Here is an 18,108-nt window from a genome sequence, read left to right on the forward strand (position 1 = left end):
CTACCAGATCAGCGTCGAGCACCTCGCCGACTGGATCGCCACCCGCGGCTACGCCACCAGCTGACACCCGCACACACCGAAAACCTTGGGCACTTTCCGTTAACGGAAAGTGCCCAAGATCTGGGCGGCCAGGGGCTCAGCCGCCGGAGTCGTCCATTTCGGCACCCTCGGGGACGGCGTCGTCGTCGCGACTGGCCAGCCAACCATCCGGCAGGAAGACCTTGCCCGGCGAGTTGGTACGCCCGCGGGGCTGACCCAGGGCGGTCAGCGGGAACGGTTCGGTCGGGTCGAGCTTGCCGAGCAGGTCGTCAAGCTGAGCCAGGCTCTCGATCATCGCCAACGAGCGGCGCAGTTCGCCGCCGACCGGGAAGCCCTTGAGGTACCAGGCGACGTGCTTGCGGAAATCGGCGCAGCCGTCCCGCTCACCCCGGGTGGGGTTGCGGGCGGCGGCCACGAACTGGTCGACAAGCAGCTCGGCGTGCCGGCGCATGGCCACCGCCACCTCGCCGAGGGTGGGCAGTCGCCGTTCCGACCGGCCGTTGAAGGCGGCTTCCAGGTCGGCGAAGAGCCATGGCCGACCCAGGCAGCCACGCCCGACGACCACGCCATCGACCCCGGTGTGCGCGACCATCCGCAGCGCGTCGTCGGCCTCCCAGATGTCGCCGTTGCCGAGCACCGGCACGTCGAGGGCCTGCTTCAACGTGGCAATCGCGTCCCAGTCGGCAGTGCCCGAGTAGCGCTGCGCCGCCGTCCGCCCGTGCAGGGCCACCGCGGCCACGCCGGCCTCCTGGGCGGCGAGCCCGGCTTCGACGTACGTCAGGTGGTCGTCGTCGATGCCCTTGCGCATCTTGACCGTGACCGGCACCCCGGCCGGCGCCGCGGCGTCCACCGCGGCCCGCACCAGCCGGGCGAAGAGCCGGCGCCGCCACGGCAGCGCCGCGCCGCCACCGCGCCGGGTGACCTTGGGTACGGGGCAGCCGAAGTTGAGGTCGATGTGGTCGGCGAGGTCGCGCTCCACGACGATCCGGACAGCGGCGGCGGTGATCTCCGGATCGGTGCCGTAGAGCTGGAGGCTGCGCGGTTTCTCGTCGTCGCCGAACGCGATCATGTGCAGGGTCTTCGGGTTCCGCTCCACGAGCGCCCGGGTGGTGATCATCTCGCAGACGTAGATGCCGCCGCCCTGCTCACGGCAGAGCCGGCGGAAGCCGACGTTTGTGATCCCGGCCATCGGCGCGAGCACCACCGGCGGCCACACCTGGTAGCCACCGAGGGTCAACGGGCGTCCGGCCGCCACCGCGACATCACTCACCCGGCAAGTATACGGAGGGGTTCCTCCCCCTTTGCCGGGCGCGGGGGGCGCTCGGGTCGACGCCCCGGGGGCCGGGCCTACCGGGCCAGCCGTCGGGCGGTGCTGAAGCCCGTCCCGCTCTTCCCCGTGCAGGTCTGGAGCACGAGGTCGTACCGGCTCGCCCAGTGCGGCATTGCGCCGCCCTTGCGCGGCTGCCACCGGTGCCCGACCACCTGGTAGGTGCCCGCGCACGGCCCCGACACGACCCGCACCACCCTCCCGGCCGGGAGGTCGTCCAGCCACGCCCACCCCATGGTGTCGTGCCCCGCCAGGAGGCACGTCGGCGAGGTCGTCCAGGTGACAAGCGCTCCGCTGTCGATCTTGGCCTGCGAGTGGATCGCCGTGACGGGGGTGAGACGTGTCACGGGCCGCGGGGGCGCGCTCCGCGCGGGGGCGCGGCGGGATGCGACCGGTGGCTCGAGCCTCCCCTGGCCAGCCTCGATCATCCCTCCGACGGACGACGCCGCCGGCGTCCCCGACGCGGCCGGCACGGCCGACGCGGACGACGCGGCCGGCACTCCAGGCGGACCCGGCGTGGCCGACGGGCCCGGCGTGGCCGACGGGCCCGGCGTGGCCGGCAGACCCGGCGTGGCCGGCAAACCCAGCGGACCCGACGTGCCCGGTGGACCCGCCGGACCCGACGTGCCCGACGGACTTGACGGACCTGACGGACCTGACGGACCCGGCGGACCCGACGGACCCGACGTGCCCGACGTGCCCGACGTGGCCGTGGCGACCGCGCCGGTCGACCCGTGCCATACCGAGGACGCGTTCGGCGGCGGCGCGGCCTGGGCGGCAGCCTCGGCACGGGCAGGCCGGACGCCGGTGTGGTGGGCCGTGGAGCCCGAGAGCGCCGGGAGCCCCGCGACGATCGCCGCCGCAGCGGTCAAACGGAGGACGGAAAGCCGCTTAGCCATGTCATCCCACCTTCTTCCGATCGAAACCCAAGATATCGAAAGATGGCATTGAGTTAATTTCATCGGCCTGCGAGTCGCCGACGTGTCCCGCCCCTGGTCAGGCCACCAAAAGGCCCCCTCCCGACCGCAGTCGGGAGGGGGCCTTCGGAGTTACGTCAGCAGCCGGGGAGGCGCTCGATCAGGTAGCGCTCGACCTCGTCCAGGGAGACCCGCTCCTGGGCCATGGTGTCCCGGTTGCGTACCGTCACGGCGTTGTCGTCGAGCGTGTCGAAGTCGACGGTCACGCAGAACGGGGTGCCGATCTCGTCCTGCCGGCGGTAGCGGCGACCGATCGCCTGCGAGTCGTCGAACTCCACCACCCAGCGCTTGCGCAGCAGCGTGGCGAGGTCCTTCGCCTTGGGCGACAGTGCCTCGTTGCGCGACAACGGCAGCACCGCCACCTTGACCGGCGCCAGCCGTGGGTCGAACCGCATCACCGTGCGCTTGTCCACGCCGCCCTTGGTGTTCGGCGCCTCGTCCTCGTCGTACGCCTCGAGCAGGAAGGCGAGCACCGCGCGGGTCAGACCGGCGGCCGGCTCGATGACGTACGGCATCCAGCGCTCACTCTTGGTCTGGTCGAAGTACGACAGGTCGACGCCGGAGTGCTTGCTGTGCGTGGAGAGGTCGAAGTCGGTGCGGTTGGCGACACCCTCCAGCTCGGCGAACTCGGTGCCGCCGAACTGGAAGCGGTATTCGATGTCCACCGTCCGCTTCGAGTAGTGCGACAGCTTGTCCTTGGGGTGCTCGTAGAGGCGCAGATTGTCCGCCGACAGGCCGAGGTCGAGATACCAGTTCCAGCGCTCCTGGAGCCAGTACTCGTGCCACTGCTCGTCGGTGCCCGGCTCGACGAAGAACTCCATCTCCATCTGCTCGAACTCGCGGGTCCGGAAGATGAAGTTGCCCGGGGTGATCTCGTTGCGGAACGACTTGCCGGTCTGGGCGATGCCGAACGGCGGCTTCTTCCGGGCGACCGTCTCCACGTTCTTGTAGTTGACGAAGATGCCCTGCGCGGTCTCCGGGCGCAGGTAGTGCAGCCCTTCGTCGCTCTCCACCGGGCCCAGGTAGGTCTTCATCAGGCCGTTGAACATCTTCGGCTCGGTGAAGGTGCCCTTGTTGCCGCAGTTGGGGCAGTTCAGCTCGGCGAGCGAGGTCAGCGGCTTGCCGTGCTTCTCGGCGTACGCCTCTTCCAGGTGGTCCGCCCGGAAGCGCTTGTGACAGAACTGACACTCGGTGAGCGGGTCGACGAACTCGGCGATGTGGCCGGACGCCTCCCACACCTTGCGAGCCAGGATCACGGCGGAGTCGAGGCCGACCACGTCGTCACGCTGCTGGACCATGTTCTTCCACCACTGCCGGCGGACGTTCTCCTTGAGCTCCACGCCGAGCGGGCCGTAGTCCCACGCCGATCGGGTGCCTCCATAGATTTCGCTGGAGGGGAAGACGAAGCCTCGACGCTTGGCAAGGCTGACGACGGCATCGATACGGTCGGCTGGCATGTTTCCTCCTACGCCGGCTGGCGGTCGGCGGGGGCGAGATGTGGATGATTCGGTCGGTCCGGGACAACGGTACGACCACCGCCGCCCTGAGCCCAGCAGAATACCGGGGGCGGGTCAGCTGACCCCGCAGACCTCCACGCCGCCGGTCTGCCCGTCGCGGCCGAGGCTGACCTGCTGCTGCTCCCGGTCGCCGCCGGCGAGGCTCACGTCCACCGGCACGGTCAGGTTGATGGCGTCGACCTCACCGAGCCGGAACGCGGTGACCTGCGGTTCGGCGGCCGCACGCCGTTCGAACTCGGGCTGGGACTCGCGCCGCTGCGCGTCGTCGCAGAGCTGCTCGTACGCCCGCCCGTAGTCTCGCTCGACAAGCGCCTGGTAGTAGTCACCGGTCACGGTGCGGGCCTGTTCCCCGACCGCCTGCACGCCGGTCACGGCCAGGCCGATGACGGCGCTGCCGCCCCCGCCACAGCAGAGCACCACGGCGAGCGCGCCGATGCCGAGGCCGATCCAGAGCCGAGTCCGGCGGCCCTCGGTGGGCGGCGCGGCGAACGGCGGAGCCACGCCGGGACCGGGTGGCGGGGCGGGTGCGGTCATAGGGGCAGCGTAGTGTCCGGCGGCTCAGCGGTAAGGACCCGCAGCCCGATCACTCTCGGCGACGACCACGGCCCCGCCGGGGGCGGCGGTGGCGAGCGCCTCGTACGCGGAGGGCTCGTCGACCGACTCGGCGAGCAGCGGGACGGCGCTGACCTTGACCTCGAAGGCGCCCAGTGCCCGGCGGTAGGTGCCGACCGACTCCCATTCGGTGACGAGCGACCAGTACCGGGGGTCGTCGAGCGCCCGGACCAGTTGACCGCGCAGGTAGCCGGGGCGGGCGGCAAGCGCGGTGAGGGCGGCGTGCGCCCGTTCGGTGAAGTCGTCGGCGACATCGATGTCAACCACGAACCGGTTGGTCACCAGCAACGGGGGTCCCTCCTCGTAGAGTCTGTGGGATGCAGCGTACGCAGCGCCCTCTGCTGGCTCGGTTGGCCGGGGCGAATCCGACGTCGGTGTTCCTGCTCACCCTGGTGGTGGTGCTGGTGGCGTTCTTCACGCCCGGGGTGGTCGGCGGGTTGCTGACGCTCGCGCTCGCCGCGGTCCTGATCGCCCTGTTGGCGACGACCTGGGCGGTTCAGGCGCCGCAGACCCGGCTGATTCGACTGGTGATGCTGACCCTGCTGGTGACGGTGGGCCTCGCGAAGCTGCTCTGACATGCAATCATGCGTTTTTGACAATCATTATCGTTGCCACGGACAGTTGACGACATGAGCAACCGCACCACCTTCCGTGTCCTGGCCGCCACGACCGCCCTGCTCGCCCTGGGCGCCGGGGCCGGCTGCTCCACCAGCGCCGGCGGCGCCGACCCCAAACGGGTCGACGTGGTGGCCGCGTTCTACCCCCTGCAGTTCCTGGCCGAGCGGATCGGCGGCGACGCGGTCCGGGTCACGAACCTGGCCAAGCCCGGCGCCGAACCGCACGACCTGGAGCTCAACCCCAGCCAGGTCGGCCAGGTCAGCGAGGCCGAGCTGATCGTCTACCTGAAGGGTTTCCAGCCGGCGGTGGACGACGCCGTCACGCAGAACGGTGGCGACCGGGCGTTCGACGTGACGAGCGTGCAGCCGCTGTTGGACGCGACAGCCGGCGGGCACAACCACGAGGGCGAGGAGGAGCACCCCGAGGAGGGCGCCGGCAAGGACCCGCACGTCTGGCTCGACCCGACCCGGCTGGCCGCCATCGGTGACCAGCTCGCCCAGCGGCTCGGCAAGGCCGACAAGGAGCACGCCGCCGACTACACCGCCCGCGCCGCGGCGCTGCGCACCGACCTGACGGCCCTGGACGGCGAGTTCCGGAACGGCCTGGCGACCTGCCAGCGACGGGAGATCGTGACCAGCCACGCCGCGTTCGGCTACCTCGCCGACCGCTACAAGCTCGACCAGGTCGGCATCACCGGGCTGAGCCCCGACGTCGAGCCCTCGCCGCAGCGGCTGGCGCACGCGATCGAGGAGGCGAAGGAGCACCACGCCACCACGATCTTCTTCGAGACCCTGGTCAGCCCGAAGGTCGCCGAGACCATCGCCGGTCAGGTCGGCGCGAAGACCGCCGTGCTGGACCCGATCGAAGGGCTCGCCGCCGGCAGCGACGGGGACTACCTTTCGGTGATGCGTACCAACCTGCGGACCCTGCAGACGGCCTTGGGCTGCTCGTGACCTCACCTGTCATCACCGTCGAGCACGGGGTGGTCGGCTACGACGGCCGCCCCGTGCTCCGGGACATCTCGCTCACCGTGACCGCCGGCGAGGTGGTCGCGGTGCTCGGTGCGAACGGCTCCGGCAAGTCCACCCTGATCCGCGCCGTGCTGGGGCTGGTGCCGCTCAGCGCCGGCTCGGTCGCCCTCTTCGACCGGCCGCTGCGCCGATTCCGGCAGTGGGCGCGCATCGGGTACGTTCCGCAGCGGCTGGGTGCCGGCGGCGGGGTGCCCGCGACCGTTCGTGAGGTGGTGGCCTCCGGGCGGCTGGCCCGCCGGGGGGTGTTCCGCCCGCCGGGTCGCGCCGACCGTGCCGCCGTCGACACCGCGCTGCTCGCGGTCGGGCTCGCCGACCGGGCCGGTGACCCGGTGGCCACGCTCTCCGGCGGCCAGCAGCAGCGCACCCTGATCGCCCGCGCCCTGGCCGGCCAACCGGAGCTGCTGGTCCTCGACGAGCCCACCGCCGGGGTCGACGCGGCCAGCCAGGAGGCGTTCGCCGCCGCGTTGCGCGACTTCGTCGCCGGTGGCGGGACGGTGCTGCTTGTCGCCCACGAGCTGGGCCCCCTGCGACCGGTGATCAGTCGGGCGGTGGTGGTGCACGAGGGTCGCATCGCGCACGACGGCGCGGTGCCGGACCCGGCCGGCCATCACGCGGAGCCCGACCACGACCACGTGCACCCGCACTGCTACGACGAGCCCGCCGGGCTGTGGAGCAACTGACCCATGGGACTGTTCCAGTACTCCTACATGCAGCATGCCCTGATCGGCGCGCTGGTGATCGGCCTGGCCGCGCCGGCGCTCGGCATCTACCTGGTGCAGCGCCGACTGGCGTTGATCGGCGACGGTGTCGGCCACGTCGCGCTGACCGGCGTCGGCGCGGGCCTGCTGCTCAACCGCTCGCCGGTGCTGGTCGCGGTGCTCGTCGCCACCGCCGGCGCGATCGCCATCGAGGTGGTCCGCGCCCGTGGGCGTACCTCCGGTGATCTTGCCCTGGCCCTGCTCTTCTACGGCGGCATCGCGGGCGGCGTGTTGCTGGTCGGCCTCTCCGACGCGACGAGCGCGAACCTCAACGCCTACCTGTTCGGGTCGCTGATCACCACCTCCCTGGCCGACGTGATCACCATCGCGGTGCTCGGCGCGGCGATCCTGGTCACGATGATCGCGCTGCGCCCGGCGCTCTTCGCGGTCAGCCACGACGAGGAGTACGCCCGGGTTTCGGGCCTGCCGGTGCGCACGCTGAACCTGCTGATCGCGGTCTCCACCGCGGTCACCGTGACCATCGCGATGCGGGCCGTCGGGGTGCTGCTGATCAGCGCGCTGATGGTGGTGCCGGTCGCCACCGCCCAGCAGGTCACCCGGGGTTTCCGCAGCACCATGACGGCCGCGATGGCACTCGGGCTCTTCGCCGCCGGCTCCGGTGTCTGGGTGGCGGCCACGGCGGACACCGCGCCGGGCGCCTCGGTGGTGCTGGTGGCGATCGCTTCCTTCCTGGCGGTCGCCGTCGCCGGTGGGGTCTGGCGGACGCTGCGCAGGCGGTCGACGCCGGCCCCCGCGCCGGCAGCGGAACCGCACGAGGTCGTGCTGGGCCGATCCTGATCCACGAGCCGTCGCGGTAATGGGTACCGTTGCGCAATGACCAGCGCGACAGGCTACGAGGGGTTCGACGGGGCCAGCGAACTGCTCCGCGCCCTGTCGGCGCCCATCCGGTTGGCCATTGTCAGCGAGCTGGCCAGCGGCGAACGCTGCGTGCACGAGCTGGTGGACAAACTCGGCGCCGCGCAACCGCTGGTCTCCCAGCATCTGCGGGTGCTGCGCGGCGCCGGGGTGGTGCGGGGTTCCCGTCGAGGTCGGGAGATCGCCTACAGCCTGGTCGACGAGCACGTCGCGCACATCGTGGCGGACGCGGTCAGCCACGCCGGGGAGGGATCATGAGCGAGAACGGCGCCGCGGTGCGCAACACCCGGCAGCGTTCGGCGGTGAGTGCGCTGCTGGGCGAGATGGCCGGCTTCCACAGCGCCCAGGACCTGCACGCGATGCTGCGCCAGCGCGGCGAGCGGGTCGGCCTGACCACCGTCTACCGCACTCTGCAGGGGCTGGCCGACGCCGGCGAGATCGACGTGATGCGACCGCCGGGTGGCGAGCACCTCTACCGCCGGTGCAGCGAGGGGCACCATCACCACCTGGTCTGCCGGGTCTGCGGCAACACCGTGGAGGTGGCCGGGCCCGCCGTGGAGAGCTGGGCCGACCGGGTCGCCGCGCAGCACGGCTACGCCGACGTCAGCCACACCCTGGAAATCTTCGGCACCTGCCCCACCTGTGCCCCCTGACCGTTGATCCGGCCCTGCCGGGAGCGCTCGGTTCGTGACACGCTGTCCGGCGTGAAAATCTATGCCGATCGGTTTCCGACCGCCGCCCGCCAGTTGCTCACCGACCTGCTCGTCGTCGCCTGGGTGTACGCGGCGATCCGCGGCGCGCTGTGGCTGCACGACCTGGTGCAGAAGCTCGCCGTACCGGGGCAGAAGTTGGAGGGTGCCGGCAGTGGCCTCGCCGACAACCTCGCCGACGCCGGCGGCAAGGTCCGCCGGGTGCCGCTTGTCGGCGACGAGCTGACCGCGCCCTTCCAGCGGGCCGCCGACGCCGCCCGGGGGCTCGCCGACGCCGGCCGCGACCAGCAGCACCTGGTCGACCAGCTCGCCCTCGCCCTCGCCATCGCGGTGTTGATCTTCCCGCTCGGCCTTGTGCTGTTCGGTTGGCTGCCCCTGCGGCTGCGCTGGATGCGCCGGGCGGGGTCGGCCGCGAAGCTGGCCGCCGGGCCGGCCGGCCGGGACCTGCTCGCCCTGCGGGCGTTGGCCACCCAGCCGCTGGGCCGGCTGACCCGGCTCGGCCCCGACGTGGCCGAGGCGTGGCGGCGCGGCGACGACCAGACAGTCGACGCGCTGGCCGCGCTGGAGCTACGCCACCTCGGCCTGCGCGGCCGGACCCGCTGACGCGACGTCCCGCGACCGCAGGGGCCGCCGACCACAGGGGCCGCCGACCACAGGTGCCGCCGACCACCACTCGCGTCGGCGACCGGCGCTCAGCCGGTGACCGCGGTCATGGCAGCGGCGGTGCCGACCGCCGCGCCACCTCGGTAGGCGCGGCGGGGACCGTTAAGGTCTTCGGGTGTTCTACTTCCTGGTCGTCATCGCCGTCCTGCTGCTCGGCTACGCCGCAGTCCTGGTCTCATTCGTCCGTCGGGGCAAGAAGATCCCCTCCGCGGCGTACCTGGGTCTGGCGGCGCTCAACGGACTGATCCTGGCGGCGGTGCTGGCCTGGGCGATCGCCAGCTGACCCGCAGCGTCACCACCGCGCCGGCCCGACCCGCAGTGGCACCGGACGGCGCGACCAGGGCCCGACCTGACGCCCGACGGCACGGCCACCGCCCAGCCTGACGACGGGCGGCGCGGTCACGGCTTCGGTGGGATGCGGCGGCGGACGTCCTCGGCGGTGGACGGGCCGGGCGACCAGCCGGCCACCCAGGGCAGCTCGTCGGACGGGGTGATCACGCCCTCCTCCAGGCCCGCGTAGCGGCCCGCGAGGATCCGCTTCGCGGCGGCGGTGTCGACCGAGTCGGTGTTGTCCCAGAGGGCCGAGAACAGGGCGTCCACCCGCACCCGCGCCTGCCGGCAGAACAGGTCGGCCAGCTCGACATTTTCCGGGCGGCTGTCCCGCTCGGATCGTGCCCGGACACAGACCGCGGACATCGCGAACAACTCGGCGCCGATGTCCACCACACGGCCGAGGAACGCCTGCTTACGTTCCATCTTTCCCTGCCAGCGGGACATCGCGTAGAACGTCGACCGGGCCAGCTTGCGCGACGAGCGCTCCACCTGGCGCAGGTGCGCGGCGAGCGGCCCGAACTCGCCGTACGCCGACGGGCTCTGCCCCCGACCCACGGCCAGGGTGGGCAGCCACTTCGCGTAGAAGGCGCCGGCTCGGGCGCCGGCGCGTGCCTTGCGGCCCAGCCCCGCGTCCGGGTCGATGATGTCGCCGGCCACCGACAGGTGGGCGTCGACCGCCTCCCGCGCGATCAGCAGGTGCATGATCTCGGTGGAGCCCTCGAAGATCCGGTTGATGCGCAGGTCGCGGAGCACCTGCTCGACGTTGGCGGGGCGTTCGCCGCGGGCAGCCAGCGAGTCGGCCGTCTCGTAGCCGCGCCCGCCGCGGATCTGGACCAGGTCGTCGGCGATCTTCCAGGCCATCTCGCTGGCGTAGAGCTTGACCAGCGCGGCCTCGATCCGGATGTCGTTGCGGTCGTCGTCGGCGAGCAGGCAGCACAGGTCGAGCATGGTCTCCATGCCGTAGGTGGTGGCGGCGATGAAGGAGAGCTTCTGCGCGACCGCCTCGTGCTCGCCCACCGGCCGGCCCCACTGGACCCGGTCGGCGGCCCATCCCCGGGCCACGTTCAGCGCCCACTTGCCGGCGCCCACGCACATCGCCGGGAGCGACAGGCGACCGGTGTTCAGCGTGGTCAGGGCGATCTTCAGCCCCTTACCCTCGCCGCCGATGACGTTCTCGGCGGGCACGAACACGTCGTGGAACCGGGTGAGGCTGTTTTCCAGGCCGCGCAGGCCGATGAACTCGTTGCGCCGCTCGACGGTGATGCCGGCGCTGTCCCCGTCCACCACGAACGCGGTGATCCCACCCCGGCGCCCCTCGGTGGCGGGCACCCGGGCCATCACCACAAGCAGGGTGGCCACGATGCCGTTCGTGGCCCAGAGCTTCACCCCGTTGAGCCGGTAGCCGGTGCCGTCCTCGGTCGGCTCGGCGACGGTGGCCAGCCGGGCCGGGTCCGAGCCGACATCCGGTTCGGTGAGCAGGAACGCGGACACCTCGCCGGCGGCGAGCCGGGGCAGGAAACGCTGCTTCTGCTCGGCGGTGCCGAACATCTTCAGCGGCTGCGGCACCCCGATCGACTGGTGTGCGGAGAGCAGCGCGCCGATGGCCGGGCTGACCGAGCCGGCCAGCATCAGCGCCCGGCAGTAGTGCAGGTTGCTCAGCCCGAGCCCGCCGTACTTCCGGTCGATCTTCATGCCGAACGCGCCGAGGTCGGCCAGGCCGTGGAACACCGAGTCCGGAATGGACGCGTCGCGTTCGATGGCCGCGCCGTCCACCTCGGAGCTGAGGAAGGCGCGGAACCGACCGAGGAACTCCTCGGCGCGGGCCACGTCGTCCGGATCGGATTCGGGCCAGGGGTCGATCAGGTCGAGGCGGAGGCGGCCGAGGAACAACTCCTTGCCGAAGCTGGGTCGGTCCCAGGCGGACTCGCGGGCGGCCTCGGCGACCCGCCGGGCCTCCTTCTCCGAGACCTGCCCGGCCTCTGCCGGCAGCGGCGCGGCGGCCCCGGCGGTCTGCGGGGTGGTTACGGAATCCGGTCCGTCCGGTGCTTGTCGACCGTCCTGTGTCGTGGTCACGGCTGCCCCCTCGAACCTCGGTGCGGCTGCTCGACGTGTGCGACTACTGTCACGTTACCCCCGGGTGTTACCCAGGGGTAGCGCTCGGTGGAGAACTGCTCGATCAGCGGCCGGCGACCTCGTCCGGGTCGTCGTCCTCGTCGTCGATGTCGTCCTCGCCCCAGTTGCGGCGGGCGAACGGCAGGGCGACCCAGAACGTCAGGAACCAGAGCCCGGTCAGCGCGCTGAGCAGGAAGGCGATCGGCCGGTCCAGCACGAAGTCGGTGATCAGCAGCACCGCGCTGACCATCGCGACAAGCATGAAGGCGAGACCGCCGGTGGCCATCCGGTGCGCGAAGCGCACCAGCTCCGGCTTGCGCCCCTGCCGGAACAGCGCCCGGTGGAACGCCACCGGCGAGATGATCATCGCGGTGGCGGCGGCCGCGGCGAGCAGCGCGACGATGTAGACGTCCCGCTGGAACTCCGTGGTCTCGGTGAACCCGTTGCTGAACGGCAGGGTGAGCAGGAAGGCGAAGAGGATCTGCACGCCCGTCTGTGCGACCCGCAACTCCTGCAACAGGTCGGCGAAATTACGCTGCCAACGCTGCTTCTCGGTCTCCTTGGACACGCGCTACCTCCGGTGCGACGCTACTGCCGGCGGTCCCGGCCGCCGGCAGCAACGCCAATGCCCCACCCGGCTGAGCGCGAAACGGGTTCACGACATCCGTTGTTCATCACCGGTTCACACGTCAGCGGTCGACCGAGTCGACGCCGGAACGGCCGGCGACGCCCGTCGGCCACGGAGGTGCGGCGAGGCGCCCGCCCCGCGACGGCCTCAGGACCCGCGTCGGATCCGACCGGCGTACCGGGCCTCCAGCTCCGTGTTGTGCGCGTCGCCGTCCGGGATGTTGGCCGACAGGTAGACCGGCGGCCGCTCCCCCACCGCCAGCAGCCGGGCCACCACCTCCACGGTCACCTGCTGGGCCAGCAGCGCCGCGGTGATCGAGGAGACCGCGCCGACCGCGCCGCCGCCGGGCAGCGGCAGCGTCGCGTCACCGTACGGAGCGCCGTTGTCGAGCACGACGTCGGCGAGGTCGGCCAGCTTGCGCCCGGACGGGTGGCGGGAGGTCATCCGGCCCGAGTGCTGCGCGGAGGTGATCGCCACCAGGCCGTGCCCGCGTGCCTTGACGAGCGTGGCGAACTCCACCATCGCGCCGTTGACCCCGGAGTTCGAGGCGAGCACGAAGACGTCGGTGGGCCGCACCGGCGCCAACTCGTAGAGCCGGTGCGCCACCGACGGGTCCCGTTCCAGCAGCGGGCCGAGCCGATCGGCCGGTTCGCCGCCGAGCAGCACCAGGTCGCGCAGCGCGATCCGGTTGGTCGGCACCAGACCGCCCGCCCGGCCGGCGATCTCCATGGCGAGGGCCTCGGAGTGCCCGGTGCCGAACGCGTGCACCACCCCGTCGGCGCGGACGGCGTCCGCGATCAGGTCGGCGGCCCGCCCCACCGCCTCCCGCTGACTGGCGGCCACCCGGCCGATCGTCTCGGTCACCACGGCCAGGTAGGCCTCGGCACTCACCGTCATGCGTCCTCCGTCGTCCGATTCCGGTCCAGCCAGCGCACCGCGAAGTCGACAGCCGCCCGCTGGCGCATCAACCTGCCGGTCCCAGCGCCGACAGGTGCGGTACGAACCGCCCCGGTGGCCTCCAGGTCCTCGCCCAACACGGCGAAGTCGTCCGCGTCGAGCCGTACGTCCTGCCACCACACCCACTCCCGGCCACCGTCGCCGGTCCGCACCGCGGCACCCACCCGTTCGCGGGGTGAACCCGGGCAGCGGTACTCGGCCAGGTGCAGCGACGTGCTCACGCTGTGGTCCACGCCGAGCAGCAGGACGTCGGCGTCCAGGTCGTAGAGCCGGGCCAGCGGGGAGCCCTCACCCAGCATGTCGGCCAGGCCGTGCCCGGCCACCACCTGCTCGGCGGCCGGCCCGAGCGCGGCGAACGACACGTGCGGATGCACGCTGCGCAGGGCGCCGGGCCAGCCGCGAACCGTCTCGGCGACCGCGCCCATGTATCGACTGGGGGTCACCGCCGGATCGAAGCCCGGCATCTCGGCACGGATCAGCGGCCACCAGTCCGCCGGCACCGGGGGGTTGCGCCACTGCGCGGGGTCACTGTTGTCCGGCGTGTGGGTGGGCACCACGATCGTGCCGTCCGGGCCGAGCGCGTCGCGCAGGGCGAGCACCACCGCGTGCGGCCCGCCGCAGATGAACCCCAGGGGACGCAGCGCGGCGTGCACCAACAGCGTGGCCCCGGGGCGTACGCCCAGCAGGCGCAGTTGCGCCGCGATCGAACGGCGAGTGCCCGGACCGCTGGTGTTCGTCGTCACGGTGCCCCTCCCTGACCGACCCGCACGGCTCAGGCCGTTCCGTCGGCCCGAGCGAGGATCGCCTCGGCGAGCGGGCCCGGCGCGGTGTCCGGAATCCAGTGACTCACACCTGGCAACCGCACGAAGCGGTACGCCCCGGTGACGTTCGGCGCGCACGCCTCGGCGGCGGTCCGGCCGATGGCGACGTCCCCGTCACTCCAGACGTAGGTGGTGGGCACCCCGACCGGGCCGACACCGGCCAGGTCGGCGCGGGACATCGCCCGGTACCAGTTCAGGGCGGCGGTGAGCGCCCCCGGCTCGCGCATCGGGTCCGCGTAGCGGTCCACCCGGGGCCCGTCGCCCACCCCGCCGAGCATCTTGCGCAGCGCGGTCGCGTGCCACGCCAGCAGCACCCGCTCCGCCGTGCCCGGCTTACGGAACAACGTGATGTACGACGAGCGGGCCTTCTGCTGGCCGTCGTTGGCCAGGGCGTACGCCATGGCGGCCGGATGCGGCACGGACACGGCGGTCAGCGTGCGGACCCGGTCGGGGTGCCCGGCGGCGACCGCCCAGGCCACGATCGCGCCCCAGTCGTGGCCGACCAGGTGCACGGCGTCCAACCCCAGTGCGTCGAGCACCGCCACCACGTCGGCGACCAACTCGGGGATCCGGTAGTCGGCCACCGCCGTCGGCCGCGCGCCGGGCGAGTAGCCGCGTTGGTCGAGCGCGTACGTCCGCAACCCGGCCGCGTGCAGCGCGGGCACCACGTCGTCCCACTCGCCGCTGTGCTGGGGGAAGCCGTGCAGCAGCAGGACGGGTACGCCATCCGACGGACCGTCGGCGGTTACCTCGAACGTGAGACCTCGCGCGTCGACCCGCATGATCGTCAGCCTACCCAGCCGGTGTGTGGCTGGCTGACTGCCGAGCGGCACGGATGCCCTGCTGGGCTGGCACCCCTGGTCGGTGTTAGCGTCGACGAGACAACTTCACATCCGACAGGGGAGCGCACAGCGCTGAGAGTGCGGGCACGCCCGCAGACCCTCGAACCTGATCTGGGTAATGCCAGCGCAGGGAGTTCGGTCGACCTCCAGCCGCGCCGCCGTCCGGTGCCACCGGACGCGCGGCGTGCGTCTTCTCCTGGTTCGCACGCAGAACTGGGAGTAACACATGAAATCCACCACCGACACCGCCCGCTGGCGGACCATCGACATCGTGGTCGCCTCGGTGATCGCGGTCGCCTTCGGCGTCATCTTCTGGGCCTGGGGCCTGGTCTGGAGCGCCACCGAGGGCGCGTTCGTGTTCTTTCCACCGGCGCAGACGCTGCTCTACGGCGTGTGGCTGATGCCGGCCGTGCTCGGCGGCCTGGTCATCCGCAAGCCCGGCGCCGCGCTCTACTGCGAGACGGTGGCCGCGATCCTCTCGGCGCTGCTGGGCAGCCAGTGGGCCGGCACGGTGATCCCGCAGGGCATCGTGCAGGGTATCGGCGCCGAGTTGGCGTTCGCCGCCTTCCGGTACCGGTCGTTCCGGCTGCCGACCGCGATGCTGGCCGGCGCGCTGACCGGTCTCAGCGCCGCGCTGTTCGACTTCTTCGTCTGGAACGTCGAGACCGCGCTGGTCAACTACCGCATCCCGTACGCGCTGATCACCATCGTCAGCGCCACCGTGATCGCCGGCGTCGGCGGCTGGCTGCTCACCCGGGCCCTGGCCAACACCGGCGTCCTGGACCGCTTCCCGGCCGGCCGCGAACGCGCCCTCATCTGACCCACCCCCACCCCGCCCCGGCCGCGTCGATCATGAGGTTGACGGGCGGATGGATCTTCAGAACCACCGTCAACCTCATGATCGACCGTGCAGGGTGAGGGTGGGGTGGGGTGGGGTGGGGCGGACAGGAGAGGGGAGGGGGATTGGTGGGCGGGGTAGTGGTGCGGGGGTTTGGGTGGCGGCATGCGGGGCGGCGGGCCTGGGCTCTGCGCGGGGTTGATCTGCGGGTCGAGGCTGGGGAGCGGGTTCTGCTGCTCGGGCCCTCGGGGGCCGGTAAGAGCACCCTGCTCAGCGCGCTGGCCGGGCTGCTTCCCGAGGACTCCGGTGAGCAGGAGGGAACCGTCGAGATCGACGGGCTCGACCCGCGCAAGGGACGGGAACGGGTCGGCATCGTCTTCCAGGACCCGGAGACCCAACTGGTGATGGCGCGCTGCGGCGACGACGTCGCGTTCGGGCTGGAGAACCGCGGCATACCGACCGACGAGATCTGGCCCCGGGTGGACGAGGCGCTGCACCGGGTCGGCTTCCCGTACCCCCGGGACCGCCCCACCGCCGCGCTCTCCGGCGGCGAGCAGCAACGCCTCGCCCTGGCCGGCGCGCTGGCGCTGCGTCCCGAGTTGCTGCTGCTCGACGAGCCGACCGCCAACCTCGATCCGGCCGGGGCCGACCTGGTCCGCGAGGCGGTGGCCGGCGCGCTGCACGCCGACACCACGCTGATCCTGGTCGAGCACCGGGTCGCCGAGGCGCTGCCGCTCGTCGACCGGGTCGTCGTCCTGGAACCGGGCGGCGGAGTCCGCGCGGACGGCACCCCGGAGGCCGTCTTCGCCGCCCACGGTGCCGCGCTGGCCGACGAGGGGGTTTGGGTGCCCGGTCACCCCATCGCGCCCCGACCGGCCACCGCCGCGCCCGGGGACCTGTTGCTCACCGCCGACCGGCTCGGCCTGCCGCCCCGGTTGGGCTCCACCGACCTGGCGGTACGCGCCGGAGAGGCACTCGCCGTACGCGGACCCAACGGCGCCGGCAAGTCCACACTGGCGCTCCTGCTCGGCGGGTTGCTCCGGCCGGGCGCCGGACGGCTCACCGCATCCGTCGAGCTGGCCGGCACCGACCACGGCACTCCCCCGCACCGGTGGCGGGCACCCGCGCTGGCCCGGCGGATCGGGTCGGTCTTCCAGGACCCGGAGCACCAGTTCGTCACCAGCACCGTCTTCGACGAGCTGGCGCTCGGGCCACGCCGCATTGGTCAGCCCGAGGAGGCCGTCAGGAAGACCGTGAGCGGGCTGCTGGAACGGCTGCGGCTGGTCCACCTCGCCGCCGCCAACCCGTACACCCTCTCCGGTGGTGAGGCGCGGCGGCTGAGTGTGGCGACCGCCCTGGCCACCGCGCCACGCCTGCTGATCTGCGACGAACCCACCTTCGGCCAGGACCGACGGACCTGGCGGGAGCTGGTCGACCTCTTCGCCGACCTGCGCGACGCCGGGCACGGCGTGGTCACGGTCACCCACGACACGGACTTCGTCGCCGCGCTCGCCGACCGCACCGTCACCCTGCGGCGCGCTCCGGACGACGACCGATGATCAGCATCGAGCCGGTCGCCGCGCCGGACGCGCCGTTGGCCCGCCGCAACCCGGTGGCGAAGGTCGCCGCCGCGCTGGTCTTCTCGTTCACCCTGCTGGCCACCCTGGACCCACTGGCACCGGCGATCGCCATCGCGCTCGAACTCGCCGTGCTGCCGCTGTTCGGCATCGGCTACCGGGTGCTGGCCCGGCGGGCCTGGCCGCTGCTGCTCAGCGCCGCCGGCATCCTGGTCACCCTGACGCTCTTCGCCGCCGACCGGTCCGGCCGGGTCCTGCTGGACGCGGGACCGGTCCTGGTGAGCACCGGCGTGCTGCTCACCGCGCTCGGGCTGGTGCTGCGTGTCTTCGCGGTGGCCCTGCCCGGCGTGATCGTCTTCGCGACCACCGACCCCACCGACCTGGCCGACGCGCTGATCCAGAACGCCAAGGCGCCGGCCCGGTTCGCCATCGGGGCGCTGGCCGCGTTCCGCCTGGTGCCGCTGCTCGGTCAGGAGTGGCAGATGATCAGCATGGCCCGACGCGCGCGCGGCGTCGACGCGGGACGCAACCCGGTCACGAAGCTGCGACTGTTCGCCTCCACCGCGTTCGCGCTGCTCGTCGGCGCGATCCGCCGGGGCACCCGCCTGGCCGTCGCGATGGACGCCCGGGGCTTCGACGCCGGCACGCCCCGCACCGTGGCCCGCCACCAACGCTTCACCTACGCCGACGCGCTCCTCATCGCCGGGGCCGCCGTGCTGGCCGGCGCAGCCCTCACGACAAGCGTCCTGGTCGGCACCTTCCGCCCCCTGATCAGCTGACCCGCTTCCCGCCGCCCGCCGCCCGCCGCCCGCCCGCAGATCCACGCAACATCAGGGATGTGGTGGCCTCCATGTCCAGCGAGGCCACTACAT

Annotated in this window: 22 protein-coding genes and 1 riboswitch; of the genes, 12 read left to right on the forward strand and 10 right to left on the reverse strand. The window is 72.3% G+C overall.

Annotated features, from left to right (window positions below):
• Window positions 1-136 precede the first annotated feature (136 nt).
• Window positions 137-1,309: a tRNA dihydrouridine synthase DusB gene (gene dusB, locus ACLQ29_RS30435; RefSeq protein WP_425774836.1), complete on the reverse strand. Its 1,173-nt coding sequence runs from the start codon at window positions 1,307-1,309 to the stop codon at window positions 137-139.
• A gap of 77 nt (window positions 1,310-1,386) precedes the next feature.
• Window positions 1,387-1,713 carry a hypothetical protein gene (locus ACLQ29_RS30440; protein WP_425774837.1) on the reverse strand — a complete coding sequence of 109 codons (327 nt, stop codon included), beginning with the start codon at window positions 1,711-1,713 and terminating at the stop codon, window positions 1,387-1,389.
• Window positions 1,714-2,053: 340 nt separating this feature from the next.
• Between ACLQ29_RS30440 and ACLQ29_RS30445 the strand changes: the two genes are divergently transcribed.
• A complete protein-coding gene (locus tag ACLQ29_RS30445; protein WP_425774838.1) occupies window positions 2,054-2,317 on the forward strand; it encodes a hypothetical protein in 264 nt (87 codons plus the stop codon).
• 103 nt (window positions 2,318-2,420) lie between these two features.
• Here the strand turns inward: ACLQ29_RS30445 and ACLQ29_RS30450 are convergent, their stop codons facing one another.
• From ACLQ29_RS30450 to ACLQ29_RS30460, 3 genes are all read right to left on the reverse strand, one after another.
• On the reverse strand, window positions 2,421-3,800 hold the full coding sequence (locus ACLQ29_RS30450) for a glycine--tRNA ligase (protein ID WP_425774839.1): 1,380 nt from the start codon (window positions 3,798-3,800) through the stop codon (window positions 2,421-2,423).
• A gap of 114 nt (window positions 3,801-3,914) precedes the next feature.
• Window positions 3,915-4,394 carry a hypothetical protein gene (locus ACLQ29_RS30455; RefSeq protein ID WP_425774840.1) on the reverse strand — a complete coding sequence of 160 codons (480 nt, stop codon included), beginning with the start codon at window positions 4,392-4,394 and terminating at the stop codon, window positions 3,915-3,917.
• Window positions 4,395-4,418: 24 nt separating this feature from the next.
• Complete coding sequence (locus tag ACLQ29_RS30460; protein WP_425690065.1) at window positions 4,419-4,760, reverse strand: antibiotic biosynthesis monooxygenase family protein; 342 nt, start codon at window positions 4,758-4,760, stop codon at window positions 4,419-4,421.
• Between the two features lie 29 nt (window positions 4,761-4,789).
• On the opposite strand from ACLQ29_RS30460, the gene ACLQ29_RS30465 reads away from it, so the two are divergent.
• The 8 genes from ACLQ29_RS30465 (at window position 4,790) to ACLQ29_RS30500 (ending at window position 9,411) form a co-directional block, all read left to right on the forward strand.
• Window positions 4,790-5,047, forward strand: a complete 258-nt coding sequence (locus ACLQ29_RS30465) for a hypothetical protein (protein ID WP_204941554.1) — start codon at window positions 4,790-4,792, stop codon at window positions 5,045-5,047.
• A gap of 54 nt (window positions 5,048-5,101) precedes the next feature.
• Window positions 5,102-6,043, forward strand: coding sequence for a metal ABC transporter substrate-binding protein (locus tag ACLQ29_RS30470; RefSeq protein WP_425774841.1), 942 nt, complete (start codon window positions 5,102-5,104; stop codon window positions 6,041-6,043).
• Entirely contained in the window at window positions 6,040-6,801 is a 762-nt protein-coding gene (locus tag ACLQ29_RS30475; protein ID WP_425774842.1) for a metal ABC transporter ATP-binding protein, read from the forward strand. Before ACLQ29_RS30470 ends, ACLQ29_RS30475 begins: the two co-directional genes overlap by 4 nt.
• A gap of 3 nt (window positions 6,802-6,804) precedes the next feature.
• Window positions 6,805-7,677 carry a metal ABC transporter permease gene (locus ACLQ29_RS30480; RefSeq protein WP_425774843.1) on the forward strand — a complete coding sequence of 291 codons (873 nt, stop codon included), beginning with the start codon at window positions 6,805-6,807 and terminating at the stop codon, window positions 7,675-7,677.
• A gap of 36 nt (window positions 7,678-7,713) precedes the next feature.
• The gene (locus tag ACLQ29_RS30485) at window positions 7,714-8,013 is read left to right on the forward strand and encodes an ArsR/SmtB family transcription factor (protein ID WP_355030824.1); all 300 of its coding nucleotides are present in this window, start codon (window positions 7,714-7,716) and stop codon (window positions 8,011-8,013) included.
• The gene (locus ACLQ29_RS30490) at window positions 8,010-8,408 is read left to right on the forward strand and encodes a Fur family transcriptional regulator (protein WP_425774844.1); all 399 of its coding nucleotides are present in this window, start codon (window positions 8,010-8,012) and stop codon (window positions 8,406-8,408) included. Before ACLQ29_RS30485 ends, ACLQ29_RS30490 begins: the two co-directional genes overlap by 4 nt.
• 51 nt (window positions 8,409-8,459) lie before the next feature.
• A complete protein-coding gene (locus tag ACLQ29_RS30495; RefSeq protein WP_425774845.1) occupies window positions 8,460-9,068 on the forward strand; it encodes a hypothetical protein in 609 nt (202 codons plus the stop codon).
• A gap of 175 nt (window positions 9,069-9,243) precedes the next feature.
• Complete coding sequence (locus ACLQ29_RS30500) at window positions 9,244-9,411, forward strand: hypothetical protein (protein WP_357244553.1); 168 nt, start codon at window positions 9,244-9,246, stop codon at window positions 9,409-9,411.
• Between the two features lie 116 nt (window positions 9,412-9,527).
• On the opposite strand, the gene ACLQ29_RS30505 is transcribed toward ACLQ29_RS30500, so the two are convergent.
• The 5 genes from ACLQ29_RS30505 to ACLQ29_RS30525 all read right to left on the reverse strand — a co-directional run bounded on the left by ACLQ29_RS30505 (window position 9,528) and on the right by ACLQ29_RS30525 (window position 14,761).
• The gene (locus ACLQ29_RS30505) at window positions 9,528-11,534 is read right to left on the reverse strand and encodes an acyl-CoA dehydrogenase family protein (RefSeq protein ID WP_425774846.1); all 2,007 of its coding nucleotides are present in this window, start codon (window positions 11,532-11,534) and stop codon (window positions 9,528-9,530) included.
• A 103-nt stretch (window positions 11,535-11,637) separates the two neighbouring features.
• A complete protein-coding gene (locus ACLQ29_RS30510) occupies window positions 11,638-12,141 on the reverse strand; it encodes a DUF6328 family protein (RefSeq protein ID WP_425774847.1) in 504 nt (167 codons plus the stop codon).
• Window positions 12,142-12,348: 207 nt separating this feature from the next.
• Window positions 12,349-13,098 (reverse strand): sugar isomerase domain-containing protein, encoded by a 750-nt coding sequence (locus ACLQ29_RS30515; RefSeq protein WP_425774848.1) that lies wholly within the window; start codon window positions 13,096-13,098, stop codon window positions 12,349-12,351.
• Window positions 13,095-13,901 carry an aminoglycoside N(3)-acetyltransferase gene (locus ACLQ29_RS30520; protein WP_425774849.1) on the reverse strand — a complete coding sequence of 269 codons (807 nt, stop codon included), beginning with the start codon at window positions 13,899-13,901 and terminating at the stop codon, window positions 13,095-13,097. The genes ACLQ29_RS30515 and ACLQ29_RS30520 overlap by 4 nt, the downstream gene beginning before the upstream one ends.
• Window positions 13,902-13,930: 29 nt before the next feature.
• Window positions 13,931-14,761 carry an alpha/beta fold hydrolase gene (locus ACLQ29_RS30525; RefSeq protein WP_425774850.1) on the reverse strand — a complete coding sequence of 277 codons (831 nt, stop codon included), beginning with the start codon at window positions 14,759-14,761 and terminating at the stop codon, window positions 13,931-13,933.
• A 106-nt stretch (window positions 14,762-14,867) separates the two neighbouring features.
• Window positions 14,868-14,972: riboswitch (TPP riboswitch) on the forward strand.
• Window positions 14,973-15,047: 75 nt separating this feature from the next.
• Between ACLQ29_RS30525 and ACLQ29_RS30530 the strand changes: the two genes are divergently transcribed.
• The 3 genes from ACLQ29_RS30530 to ACLQ29_RS30540 all read left to right on the forward strand — a co-directional run bounded on the left by ACLQ29_RS30530 (window position 15,048) and on the right by ACLQ29_RS30540 (window position 18,015).
• Window positions 15,048-15,641 carry an ECF transporter S component gene (locus tag ACLQ29_RS30530; protein ID WP_425774851.1) on the forward strand — a complete coding sequence of 198 codons (594 nt, stop codon included), beginning with the start codon at window positions 15,048-15,050 and terminating at the stop codon, window positions 15,639-15,641.
• A 146-nt stretch (window positions 15,642-15,787) separates the two neighbouring features.
• Window positions 15,788-17,218 carry an ABC transporter ATP-binding protein gene (locus ACLQ29_RS30535; RefSeq protein WP_425774852.1) on the forward strand — a complete coding sequence of 477 codons (1,431 nt, stop codon included), beginning with the start codon at window positions 15,788-15,790 and terminating at the stop codon, window positions 17,216-17,218.
• Complete coding sequence (locus tag ACLQ29_RS30540; protein ID WP_425774853.1) at window positions 17,215-18,015, forward strand: energy-coupling factor transporter transmembrane component T family protein; 801 nt, start codon at window positions 17,215-17,217, stop codon at window positions 18,013-18,015. Before ACLQ29_RS30535 ends, ACLQ29_RS30540 begins: the two co-directional genes overlap by 4 nt.
• Window positions 18,016-18,108 lie beyond the last annotated feature (93 nt).

Origin of the sequence: Micromonospora sp. DT228 (assembly GCF_049841595.1) — a bacterium.
GTDB lineage: Bacteria > Actinomycetota > Actinomycetes > Mycobacteriales > Micromonosporaceae > Micromonospora.